12 protein-coding genes are annotated in these 12,122 nt (G+C 53.1%); 5 read left to right on the top strand and 7 right to left on the bottom strand.

What is annotated here, in order from left to right:
• Positions 1–11 precede the first annotated feature (11 nt).
• Genes pcnB through panD form a run of 5 tightly spaced genes read left to right on the top strand, consistent with a single transcriptional unit; the run spans position 12 to position 4,035 of the window.
• Positions 12–1,424, top strand: a complete 1,413-nt coding sequence (gene pcnB / locus FCN45_RS03675; RefSeq protein WP_206098210.1) for a polynucleotide adenylyltransferase PcnB — start codon at positions 12–14, stop codon at positions 1,422–1,424.
• Positions 1,421–1,906: a 2-amino-4-hydroxy-6-hydroxymethyldihydropteridine diphosphokinase gene (gene folK, locus FCN45_RS03670; protein ID WP_137385178.1), complete on the top strand. Its 486-nt coding sequence runs from the start codon at positions 1,421–1,423 to the stop codon at positions 1,904–1,906. The genes pcnB and folK overlap by 4 nt, the downstream gene beginning before the upstream one ends.
• A gap of 42 nt (positions 1,907–1,948) precedes the next feature.
• On the top strand, positions 1,949–2,743 hold the full coding sequence (gene panB / locus FCN45_RS03665; RefSeq protein ID WP_137385177.1) for a 3-methyl-2-oxobutanoate hydroxymethyltransferase: 795 nt from the start codon (positions 1,949–1,951) through the stop codon (positions 2,741–2,743).
• A 15-nt stretch (positions 2,744–2,758) separates the two neighbouring features.
• Positions 2,759–3,613 (top strand): pantoate--beta-alanine ligase, encoded by an 855-nt coding sequence (gene panC / locus FCN45_RS03660; protein ID WP_137385176.1) that lies wholly within the window; start codon positions 2,759–2,761, stop codon positions 3,611–3,613.
• A 41-nt stretch (positions 3,614–3,654) separates the two neighbouring features.
• Complete coding sequence (gene panD, locus FCN45_RS03655; RefSeq protein ID WP_137385175.1) at positions 3,655–4,035, top strand: aspartate 1-decarboxylase; 381 nt, start codon at positions 3,655–3,657, stop codon at positions 4,033–4,035.
• Positions 4,036–4,089: 54 nt separating this feature from the next.
• Here the strand turns inward: panD and FCN45_RS03650 are convergent, their stop codons facing one another.
• The 7 genes from FCN45_RS03650 to hpt all read right to left on the bottom strand — a co-directional run bounded on the left by FCN45_RS03650 (position 4,090) and on the right by hpt (position 11,977).
• The gene (locus FCN45_RS03650) at positions 4,090–5,175 is read right to left on the bottom strand and encodes a CfaE/CblD family pilus tip adhesin (protein ID WP_168197443.1); all 1,086 of its coding nucleotides are present in this window, start codon (positions 5,173–5,175) and stop codon (positions 4,090–4,092) included.
• 88 nt (positions 5,176–5,263) lie between these two features.
• The gene (locus FCN45_RS03645; RefSeq protein ID WP_137385173.1) at positions 5,264–7,891 is read right to left on the bottom strand and encodes a TcfC E-set like domain-containing protein; all 2,628 of its coding nucleotides are present in this window, start codon (positions 7,889–7,891) and stop codon (positions 5,264–5,266) included.
• A gap of 44 nt (positions 7,892–7,935) precedes the next feature.
• Positions 7,936–8,427 carry a CS1 type fimbrial major subunit gene (locus FCN45_RS03640; protein ID WP_137385172.1) on the bottom strand — a complete coding sequence of 164 codons (492 nt, stop codon included), beginning with the start codon at positions 8,425–8,427 and terminating at the stop codon, positions 7,936–7,938.
• Between the two features lie 59 nt (positions 8,428–8,486).
• On the bottom strand, positions 8,487–9,206 hold the full coding sequence (locus FCN45_RS03635) for a fimbrial protein TcfA (protein WP_137385171.1): 720 nt from the start codon (positions 9,204–9,206) through the stop codon (positions 8,487–8,489).
• A 348-nt stretch (positions 9,207–9,554) separates the two neighbouring features.
• Complete coding sequence (locus FCN45_RS03630) at positions 9,555–10,325, bottom strand: ABC transporter permease (protein ID WP_101762076.1); 771 nt, start codon at positions 10,323–10,325, stop codon at positions 9,555–9,557.
• Positions 10,322–11,248: an ABC transporter ATP-binding protein gene (locus FCN45_RS03625; protein ID WP_101762077.1), complete on the bottom strand. Its 927-nt coding sequence runs from the start codon at positions 11,246–11,248 to the stop codon at positions 10,322–10,324. Before FCN45_RS03625 ends, FCN45_RS03630 begins: the two co-directional genes overlap by 4 nt.
• Before the next feature lie 192 nt (positions 11,249–11,440).
• Positions 11,441–11,977: a hypoxanthine phosphoribosyltransferase gene (gene hpt, locus FCN45_RS03620; RefSeq protein ID WP_110867551.1), complete on the bottom strand. Its 537-nt coding sequence runs from the start codon at positions 11,975–11,977 to the stop codon at positions 11,441–11,443.
• Between the last annotated feature and the right edge of the window lie 145 nt (positions 11,978–12,122).

Raw genomic sequence — 12,122 nt, 5'->3', positions numbered from 1 at the left:
CGAGGTGTCCCATTTTTACCCGAGTCGCTAATTTTTGCCGGAGAGTCCTCAAGCGTGATGAGGAGGCGCCTGAAGAGGTGGAAGCTGAAAGTCCTGGTCAGATGACTGTCATTCCACGAGAAAGCCACAACATCTCACGCAAAGATATCAGCGAAAACGCCCTCAAAGTGCTCTATCGTCTGAACAAAGCCGGATTCGAAGCCTACCTGGTTGGCGGCGGCGTGCGCGATTTGCTGCTCGGCAGCAAGCCGAAAGACTTTGATATCACCACCAACGCCACGCCTGAACAGATGCGTAAGCTGTTCCGCAACTGCCGTTTGGTGGGTCGTCGTTTTCGTCTGGCACATGTGATGTTCGGTCCGGAAGTGATCGAAGTCGCCACCTTCCGTGGTCATCATCATGAAGAGAGCGAAGAAGATCGCAACAGCTCGCAGCGCGGCCAGAACGGCATGCTGCTGCGCGACAATATTTTCGGCAGCATTGAAGACGATGCCCAACGCCGCGATCTCACCATCAACAGCCTCTATTACAGTGTGGCCGATTTCACCGTACGTGATTACGTCGGTGGCTTGCACGATCTGCACGAAGGCATCATTCGCATGATTGGCGATCCGGAAACGCGCTACCGCGAAGATCCGGTGCGCATGCTGCGTGTGGTGCGCTTCGCCGCCAAGCTGCAGATGCGTATCGCGGCAGAAACGGCCGAGCCGATTCCGCGTCTGGCAACGCTGCTGAATGACATTCCGCCGGCGCGCATGTTTGAAGAGTCGCTCAAGCTGCTGCAGGCCGGTTACGGCTACCGCACCTATCAGATGATGCGTGAATATCAGCTGTTCCAGCCGCTGTTCCCGATGCTGACGCGCGGTTTCACCGCCGAAAGCGACAGCCTGATGGAGCGTATGCTGGCGCAGGTTCTGAAAAATACGGATACCCGCCTGCAAAATGATATGCGCGTCAATCCGGCTTTCCTGTTTGCCGCGATGTTCTGGTATCCGCAGTTGGAATCCGCCGAACGCATTGCGCAGGAAAGCGGCCTGACCTATTACGATGCTTTCGCCTTGTCGATGAACGAAACGCTGGATGAAGCCTGCCGCGCGCTGGCGATTCCCAAGCGTATCACCACACTGATTCGTGATATCTGGCAGCTGCAGCTGCGCATGTCGCGTCGTCACGGCAAACGTGCATGGAAGCTGATGGAGCATCCTAAGTTCCGTGCCGCTTACGATTTGATGGCGCTGCGTGCCGACGTGGAAAACAATCCTGAGCTGCAAAAGCTGACGCATTGGTGGGGCGAGTTCCAGGCGGCGGCACCGGTGCAGCAGAAAACCATGATGACCACGCTGGGCGACGATCCGGCCCCGCGCCGTAAACCGCGCCGTCCGCGTCGCCGTCCAACCGGGCCTCGCACAAACAGTCCGCAATGACCCGCGTTTACCTCGCTTTAGGCAGTAATCTGGCCGATCCGCTGCATCAGGTTGATGCAGCGTTGGCCGCGCTCGATGCCATTCCGCATACCTCGCGCATCGCCACATCTTCCCTGTATCGCACGCCGCCGTACGGCCCGCCGGATCAACCTGATTACCTCAATACGGTGGTGGCGCTGGAAACCGCGCTGGACGCTGAGGCGCTGCTCGATCATACCCAGCGTATTGAGCTGGAACAGGGTCGCGTGCGCAAAGCCGAACGCTGGGGACCGCGCACGCTGGATCTCGATATCATGCTGTTTGGCAACCAGACCATTAACACGCCGCGCCTGACCGTGCCGCACTACGACATGCACAATCGCGCTTTTATGCTGGTGCCGCTGCTGGAAATTGCCCCGCAATTGTCGCTGCCGAATGGACAAGCCTTATCTGTGATTCTTGCCACCCTGGATCGCAGCGCTATCCGTTTGTGGTCTGAGTAAGCCGTAGTACACTGCGCGCATCAGAAAACTCTGGAGCGTGTGATGAAACCAACAACCCTCTCCCATTTACGCCAACTTAAAACCAGCGGGCGCAAATTTGCCACGCTGACGGCGTACGACTTCAGTTTTGCCCGCCTGTTTGCCGATGAAGGCATTCAGGTAATGCTGATTGGCGATTCGCTCGGCATGACCGTGCAGGGCCATGAATCGACCTTGCCGGTCACCGTGGACGATATCGCCTATCACACCGCCGCCGTGCGCCGTGGCGCACCGCTGGCGCTGCTGATGGCCGATCTGCCGTTTATGAGTTACCCCACGCCAGAACAGACGTTTACTAACGCCGCACAGCTGATGCGCGCCGGCGCCAATATGGTGAAGCTGGAAGGCGGCGAGTGGCTGGCGGAAACCGTGCGTATGCTAACCGAGCGCGCCGTGCCGGTGTGCGGCCATTTGGGCCTGACGCCGCAGTCGGTGAACATCTTCGGTGGCTATAAAGTGCAGGGCCGCGATGAAGCCGCCGCTGAACGTCTGCTGGCCGATGCGCTGGCGCTGGAAGCCGCCGGTATGCAGCTGCTGGTGCTGGAATGTGTGCCGGTGGCGCTGGCGGAACGCGTTACGAAAGCGCTGTCGGTGCCGGTGATCGGCATCGGCGCGGGCAACGTCACTGACGGCCAGATTCTGGTGATGCACGACGCCTTTGGCATTACCGGCGGTCACATTCCCAAATTTGCCAAAAATTTCCTCGCAGAAACCGGCGACATTCGCGCGGCGATTCGCCAATATATCGCCGACGTTGAAGCGGGCCTCTATCCAGCCGCTGAACACAGTTTCCAGTAAATCAGGAGATTTGCAGTGCTGATCATTGAAACACTGCCGATGCTGCGTCGTGAGATTCGTCGCTGGCGTCAGGCAGGTAAACGTATCGCGCTGGTGCCCACCATGGGCAACCTGCACGACGGTCATCTGACGTTGGTCGATGAAGCGCGCGAGCGCGCTGATGTTGTGGTGGTCTCGATTTTCGTCAATCCGATGCAGTTTGATCGTCCCGACGATTTAGCGCGCTATCCGCGCACGCTGCAGGACGACTGCGAGAAGCTGAATCGTCATAGCGTGGATCTGGTGTTTGCGCCCGCGCCCGCCGATGTCTATCCCAAAGGCCTGGATAGCCAAACCTTTGTGGAAGTGCCGGGTTTATCATCGCTGCTGGAAGGCGCCAGCCGTCCGGGACACTTCCGCGGCGTCTCCACCATCGTCTGCAAACTGTTTAATCTGGTGCAGCCAGACATCGCCTGCTTCGGCGAGAAGGATTTCCAGCAGTTGGCGATTATCCGCAAGATGGTGGCGGATATGGGCTTCGATATCGAGATTGTGGGCGTGCCAACGGTACGCGCAAAAGATGGTCTGGCGCTGAGTTCGCGCAATGGCTATCTCACCGCCGACGAGCGTAACATCGCGTCCGGTCTTAGCCAGGTGATGAACAGCATGGCCGAACGTCTGAGCAACGGCGAGCGCCATGTTGAAGAGATTATCGGGCAAGCGGAAGTGGCGTTGCGTGAGAAGGGTTTCCGTCCGGATGGACTGGCGATTTGCGATGCCGAAACTTTACAAGCGCTGAACGTGGATAGCCAGCGCGCGGTGATTTTGATGGCCGCATGGCTCGGCAATGCGCGTCTGATTGATAATCAGCAAGTGGATCTGACGGAGTAGTTTTCCGTTGTTTATTGGCAGCTTAACAAGGTTAGACAGTTATGATTCGCACCGTACTTCAAAGCAAACTGCATCGCGTTAAAGTCACTCAGGCAGATTTGCATTACGAAGGTTCCTGCGCCATTGACCAGGATTTCCTCGACGCCTCCGGCATTCTGCAATACGAAGCCATCGACATTTACAACGTCACCAACGGCCAGCGTTTTTCCACCTACGCGATTGCCGCTGAACGTGGCTCGAAGATCATCTCAGTCAACGGTGCCGCCGCACGCTGCGCCTGCGCCGGTGACATCATGATCATCTGCTCTTACGTGCAGGTCGAAGATGAAGTCGCACGCAGCTGGCAGCCGAAAGTTGCCTACTTCGAAGGCGATAACGAAATGAAGCGCCTCGCTAAGGCGTTGCCGGTTCAGGTGGCCTAAACTCAGGGGCGCCCAAAGCGGCGCCCTTTTTCGATTCCCAAAACCCGCAGCCTGCTACGGAATGCCGGTTTCGACTTTAAATTCCAGCCTCAGCGTGCCTGAGTACTGACCCGCCGCCTTAGTCGCGTGATCAAAGGCTGGCGTCGATAAGCGTAATCGTCCCAGCGTACAGGCCACCGGAACATTGATTCCCGGCAACATCACTAAGCGGTAGTCACCGTAGTCGTTACGGGGAATGATCAGCGCGGACTGGTTAGTGAATTGACGCGTCATGCCATTCCACTCCACGAATGCTTGAAAATCGATACGCTGGCTTTTATCCGTGTTCAAAGCGCCTTGTTTAATAATCGTGAAATCGGTACTGCTGCGATCGGGCAACATTACGCCATCAGAGAGCGTTAATTGCAGAGATTGACTGTTGGCGCCATAACCATCATACATGCACATATCCAGATAGCTTTGGCCTGCGCCCGCCATATTTTTTCCCGTATCGCGCAAGTTAAGGGCTATACGCGGCGTAGCGGTATGAAACGCGGGGAAATAGAGTTGCGCCGCATTGTCATCAACATTCAATTGAATATGCACGCGCCATTCCGCCGCTTTTTGAAACGGCTCTCCCTGCATCACATTTATTTTTAAATCGGCTTCCCATATGCCGCCGCTGGGCAACAGCGCGAGCTGAGCTGTGCTGATATATACGCTCAGGCCTGATCCCTGCCGCAAATAGCCGATGCAGTTTGGCGTGAACCGATCGTTAATAGCATAGTGTTCATTGGTAAAAAAACCGCCACTACAGCGTGCTGCCTCACCACGTCCATAAGCCTGCCGGTAAGCGCCCAATTTCAGATTGACGCTATTTTTCGTTTTACGCTCGGTGAAAGTTAATACGATTTCAGATTCAGCTTCGCCGCCAGAGTATTTCGTGCTGGTTTCACAGGCCCCGTGCTGCGGATCAGTAGATGAATCACATAAATAGGTGCCATAGCCCCAGCGCCGTGGTTCATCTCCCTTCCAGCCAGCAATTTCACGTACAAAAATATCAATTTTGGCCGGTAGTTTTTGTTTGGATAGAGCGGCGGTGACAATTTTATTAATATCACTCGCTTCCTGATCGGCATGGGCCACCGGCGCGATTAACATCGTGCCGCACATTATTATGCCTACCCACTTATATATGCGTGAGCTAAGGGTTAAAAAGTGCATTATTAGTCACTCGCTTTCGAAGCCATTAGGGGTTATTTAACGCAGCGAGGCTTAAATTGTTGCGCATCGCGTCTGGTAGCGCCGCCACATCTATAAGCGGACACATCACTTCACCAATAAACTGCACAGCATTTTTACGCTGCTTCACACGTAGCGCGCAGGCGTATATCTGCATCGACTCCTGCAGATAAAGCGTGGTGATGCGCTGTGTGCTATCAAATAACATGCCGCCGTCGCTATCTAATTGCGCCGGTGTATTTATCACCCTGGCGTCGCGCAATGGCATTCCATTTTCTTTGAGCGCCCGTCCGACATAGGTTAAATTCAGCCGCGCTTTTACCTTGCGCTGCACAATTTTACCCGGCAGCAAAAACAATGATTGTTCACTGCCACCGGTACTGAGCGTGGCGGCCTGCTGATTATCACTCGATGTGCTTTCACGAATGCGATGCGTGCCCGATTGGTATCCCACCGCCGGAAGAAAAGCACTGTCGCCAAAATTGAGCGCGTAAGTATGGCCATTGGCCATGACTTCTGCCGCTGGACCCGATAACGCGCTGTCAGCATCCACGCTTACCACCACACCCGCCGGAGAATCCGTGCTGCCTGCGCTGCTGCCCAACCAAAATCCCTGAGGCGTGGCGGCGAAGGCCGAGTTATAGCTTCCGGTTAAACTGGTTCCACCCTGGTTATGGGATAAGGTTCCGTAGACGTTGCCATGCATCCCATCACGTCGCCCCGAGAGCTGAGAATACATTTCGCCTCCCTGGCTGCCCGTCGCGGTCACGCTTAATTCACGATATTCCGGCGCAAACCATGAAACCGCATGTGAAGCCTGCCACCCCATTTCAGCTCCCTGGCTGTGTTGGCGGCGATACTCGCCTCCAATCTGCGAAGTGTGACGCCGTTCCGAAGCGGCTTCCTCGCGCGGCACATAGGACAGGGAAATACCGATATATCCACCGCGATCGGGTTCCTGACCGCTACTTATGCTACGAAAGATGCCCGCGCGCGCGGACACTAATAGCGTGTTAAGTGTGAAACTGCGGCTCATATCCAGCTGCCAGCGCGTCTGCTTGCTGGCCTGCTGATCTGCGTGGCGCGGATATGAAGGCGCGGGATCAACCCTAACGTCAGGCGTTATTGAGGCGCGGCTCTTGCTGTATCCCAGCGACACCGCGTTGCCCGCAAGCTGGCCAGAAAGCGTTGCATTCAGGCTTTGTGAACAACGATATTGCCCTGCGTGCGTGGCCGATATGCAGGTTTTACCTTGCTGCTGATAACGATATAAGTAAAGCGTTGCGCCTTTAGTCATCGTAAGCTGCTGAATATTGCCAGCCAGCCCATCTTTGCTCGCCATTGCCCCCATCCCGAGATTGACTATTCCGAGTGATGAGACGTTTTGCCAATCCAGACGGGTTTCATTAAAGCTTTCTCCTGCCAGCACTGAAACGGCGCTGGTGATCGTCAGCGGTTCGGCAAGACGCGTTCTGAAGCCACTCTGCAAAGCAAAAGGGTGAGGATTTTTAACGTCTGGCGCCGAATTAACGGCCTCAGCCACCTTCCCCAGCTGCGTGAACCATTGAAAATCTGCCGGACCCTGCTGCAGCGTCGTTTTGCTAAACGGGTATTGTTGTACGCGGCTTAACGTGCCCTCTTCATAGAATTTCAACGTTAAAAGATAACGTCCCTGGGGAAATGCCTGACTATTTAGTTTCACCACGCCTGCGGGCAGGTATTGCGTACCCAACAGTTCATCATCGCGATAAACATCCACCCGCGTGGTTCGCGATAATAATAAGGTGATAGGTGTTGTTGTTTCGCTCTCTTCACTGTTATTAACGTAACTTTGGGTGGTGCCCAGCCGTACTCCATAAAATTTAGGCAGCGGTAATAACGATAAATTAAAATTGCCGCCGAGCGCGCCATAAAGATTGCGCTTATCCATTTCGCCAACCTGAACATAGCGGCGTGTGCCAATATCATGACGAACATACAGATCATCATGGCGAAATGTTTTTTCCGTGTAATGTGATTGTTGATTGGACAATGCTTGCCAGCTACTGGAGAGATAACTTTTTTCGCCCAATCCCAATGCACCATTTCCCATAATGCTGATATTTTTAGTTGTGTCAGACGTAGCGAGATTGATTTGCTGCTGATGGATAAGTGCATTGTGCGCATTCAGCGCAGGTGCGTAATAGCCGGCCCCCGCAGGGGCTAGTGGCAGCCATGTGACGTTAATAAACAGATCAACATCATTGCGGCTTTCATTGTAAATTAGCGCAGCACTTTCGGTATCCAATTGCCCACAACGTATTGAGGAAACATCATTTAAACAGGCTTTATGCCCATTACGTGCGAGTGGCTGACGCAAAGCAGTTGTTAGCTTTTTTTCATGTTCTTCACTTAAACCATAAATTTCTTTGATTCGCTGAACCAATTTTTCTGGTTGCGAAAACTGGATTTCATCAGGTTTTACCAGCGCATCATAAAGCCCTAAGTCATGGCTGGCTAAACGTACCGACAGTAATTCATGCTGACCCAGTAATAACTCTTCAAAACCTGAAGGCACGTTCTCCTGGCTCTGCGCCACGCAGGGATAAATCGCTGCGCCGACCAAAAATAGAATTAACCAGGAGAACGTCTTCACAATTAAAATCTCAAGCCAGAAATATTACGATTGTCACAACTGCACTAAGGTGCCTGCACTACTGCCAGTCTTACCAGACCGGTATAAAAACCTGCTGCAGGCGTGACATTGCCGCTGGAGATTTCCAATGGAATTGAACGCGACGCACCAGCACCTTTCGCCGCTGAAAACAGGCTGGCCGCGGTAAAAGTAGTGTTAGCCGTCGTCAACGCTTTACCATCAAATTTCACCGTCAGCGGAATGGTGTTTGCTGGCGTCAGGGTGTGCGTCAATTGCGCTGCGTTATACAATTTGATGTTGAGGTCTTTTTCAACATCATTAGTGTGCACGCGGGTGTTAATAATTTTAGGCGCCAATTTATTCATATCGGCCAGATACTTCATTTCAATTGCTGAGGGCAGATTTGAGCCATCTTCCATCATTAATGTCATAATGGGGTCAATGGATGCCGTGACGGTAATATCCTGATCAAACGCATAGGCATTGAAGGCCATGCTCCCCATTAAAGCCATTGACGCGAGTAATTTCACTTTCATTTTCTATTCCTTTATTCACTTTTATTGAATTGGCTACTGTTAGCCGTTACACAGGACAATCAAGGGAAGACGCTTATTTTCTCCTGATTCTCTCCTTGTACTTTAAATACCAGCCTGAAAGTGCCGTTCTGAGGCTTAGTTTTCAGCGTGTAATGTTCACCGGGATAAACACTGCGTTGATCCTGAATCCACTGGCATGCATTCTCTTTTATCTCTTTTTTGCAATAACTGTAACGTTGCAGAATCACGCGAACATTACCGCGATTATGCAACTGCTGTTTATGGCGATCATATTCCATGGCAGGCTGAGCAATTAATGGTTGCTGGCGCACCAGCACGCCCCAAATTAAGCTCATGCCAATCGAAGCATTGATCTTATTGGTCACAGCCGGTGCATCACTGTCTAAAGCGGCAACCGGCTCAAAGTAAATACGGTAAACGTGCTCATGACTCACCGGCTGCAGCGCTATAATCCGCACGAGTTTATTCGCTCCGGCAGGCAAAGCGAACTTAACAGGGGATACCACAATATTTTTACCCTGCCAGCTTTTTACTTCGCGTTCCTGTTCCTCTGGCGTTGCAGGATGAATAACCTCTTTAACCACCACTCGTACATATTGGGTATTTTCGCTTTTAGAGGTAATTTGAATGGGCGTGTTTTCATTACGCTTTTCATCCAGGTTTATTACCATGGGATAAACGCTCATATTGGCGATCGCGGCATGAATCCCCAATAAAACCAAAAGAATGGCGCTCAATACTGCTGTTAACTGCTTCATAATGCCTAAACGTCTTATGCTGTTCCGATAGCCTTTTATGACGACAACCTATTGTGGAAATTAAGTCACATTCGGGAAGACGTTTCGGGATAAGACAGCGAGGGGAAAAGCGGATGCGGTTAAAATTTTAATAAGACCAGTTTCTTCAATATTTTAAGTCCAACTTATAAAAGGTATTGGCTGTTAGCAAAAGTTTTAAGCGTCAAGACAGGGCAGCGTTTGAGACATATCTCAATCTCAACCTGACCCGCTAAAGAAGGTTTAATGCCACAGACGACACATTCAGGACGAAAAAAAAGGCCATAAAATGGCCTTCACAAAGGAGGGGACAGATGTGCTATGCCAGCCTTAGGTACGCAGCCCGCGCCCACGCTGAATCAACGAATACACCAGCACATAAAACACCACGATAAAGGCGATCAGCACCGATAGCGTGAACACCAGCGGCACATCGTTGATGCCGAGGAAACCGTAACGGAAGCCGCTGATCATATACACCACCGGATTCAGCTTCGACACCGCTTGCCAGAACGGCGGCAGCAGCGTCAGCGAATAGAACACGCCGCCGAGATAGGTTAACGGCGTCAGCACGAAGGTGGGAATCAGGCTGATATCGTCAAAAGTGCGCGCGAATACCGCATTCAGCAGGCCCGCCAGTGAGAACAGAATCGCCGTCAGCAACAGCGTCAACGCCACCATCGACCACGAATGCACGTGGAACGGCACGAAGAACAACGAAATCGCGGTAACCAAAATCCCCACGCACACGCCGCGCGCCACGCCGCCGCCGACATAACCGGCGATAATGATGTGCGTTGGCACCGGTGCCACCAGCAGCTCTTCAATGTTGCGCTGGAATTTGGCGCTAAAGAACGACGATGCCACGTTGGCATAAGCGTTAGTGATCACCGCCATCATGATCAGGCCCGGCACGATAAACTGCATGTAGCTGAAACCGTGCATATCGCCGATGCGTGAACCGATCAGATTGCCGAAGATGATGAAGTAGAGCGTCATGGTGATCACCGGCGGCACCAGCGTCTGAATCCAGATGCGGGCGAAGCGGTTGATCTCTTTGCTCCAGATGCTCTTGAGCGCCACCCAATACAAGTGCGTCATGCTTTCACTCCTGTTTTTCCCTGTGTCAGGCTGACGAACAGCTCCTCAAGGCGGTTAGCTTTGTTACGCATGCTCAGCACCTGCACGCCCTGCGTGCTCAGCTGGCTGAACACGCTGTTCAGACCTTGCTCACGCATCACTTCCACTTCCAGCGTCGAGGTATCGACCAGTCGATACTGGAAGCCCTCCAGCTGCGGCAGCGGGCTACGCGGCGCCAGATCGAGGATAAAGGTTTCGGATTGCAGCTTGGAGAGCAACCCTTTCATCGAGGTGTTCTCCACCAGCTCGCCGCTCTGAATAATACCGATATTGCGGCACAGCATTTCCGCCTCTTCCAAATAGTGCGTGGTGAGGATGATGGTGGTGCCTTTAATATTCAGCTCTTTCAGGAAACTCCACATCGAACGACGCAGTTCGATATCTACGCCGGCGGTCGGTTCATCGAGGATCAGCAGCTTCGGCTCATGCATCAGCGCACGCGCGATCATCAGGCGGCGCTTCATACCGCCCGAAAGCATGCGCGCACGTTCGTTGCGTTTGCCCCACAGGTCGAGCTGATTGAGGTATTTTTCCGCGCGTTTATTAGCTTCAGCGCGTTCAACGCCGTAATAACCAGCCTGATTGACCACAATCTGCATTACGGTTTCAAACGGGTTGAAGTTGAACTCCTGCGGCACCAGCCCAAGCTGGCGCTTGGCGTTGACCACATCTTTTTGCAGGTCATAGCCAAACACGCGCACGCTGCCGCCGGTTTTATTCACTAACGAGCTGATAATACCGATGGTGGTGGATTTACCGGCGCCGTTTGGCCCCAGCAAGGCGTAAAAGTCGCCCGCTTCCACGTTGAGATCGAGTCCTTTCAGCGCCTGTACGCCGCCGGGATAGGTTTTGGTCAGCCCGGAAATTTCCAGTGCATATGTCATTGCGAATCCATACCTTGTTGTAGAGACATCAAAGGCCTATGAAAATGGTAATGCGCACGAGCGATGTCGCGGTCATTAACATTAAGAAATCAATGGAGTTTAGCAGAGAGTCGAGCCAGCCCATAAACCGTTGGCTTACGGGCTGCGCAGTGTATCGCAGGCGGGGAAGTTTAGCCTTGGACGATTGTGCGGTTATTCACCGGTCGGGATAACTTTGCCGATATACGGCAGATGGCGATAGCGCTGGGCGTAATCGATACCAAAGCCGACCACGAACTCATCGGGAATGGTAAAGCCAACGTATTCAACCGTGACGTCCACTTCGCGACGCTCTGGCTTATCCAGCAAGGTACAAATCGCCAGTGACTTTGGCTCGCGCAGGCGCAGGATTTCACGCACTTTGCTCAGCGTGTTGCCGGAATCGATGATGTCTTCCACGATCAGCACATCCTTGCCGCGAATATCTTCATCAAGATCTTTGAGGATTTTCACATCGCGGCTGCTCGACATGCCGCTGCCGTAGCTTGACGCCGTCATAAAGTCGACTTCATGCGGCACGTCGATGGCGCGGCACAGATCGGCCATAAACATAAAGGAGCCGCGCAGCAAACCCACCAGCACCATTTCGCTGCCGCTGTTGCGGTAGTGCTCGTTGATCTGCTTGCCCAGTTCGGCAATTCGGGTTGCGATCTCTTGCTCGGAGATCATCACGTCGACGGTATGTTTCATTGCATGCGTCCAGTTACGGTTTTTGGAAAGCCACGAAGTCTATCATAGACGAGCCAGCGTCTTACGCCGCGCACAGAACGCAAACGATTCCGTGGCGAAATTTATCGCACTGGCGTTAACTGTAGGAACACGTCCGCCCCTTTAC

Origin of the sequence: Pantoea sp. SO10 (assembly GCF_005281435.1) — a bacterium.
Lineage (GTDB): Bacteria > Pseudomonadota > Gammaproteobacteria > Enterobacterales > Enterobacteriaceae > Pantoea > Pantoea leporis.
The sequence above is the reverse complement of the archived record's forward strand: the minus strand, read 5'-3'. Positions and strand labels throughout refer to the sequence as shown.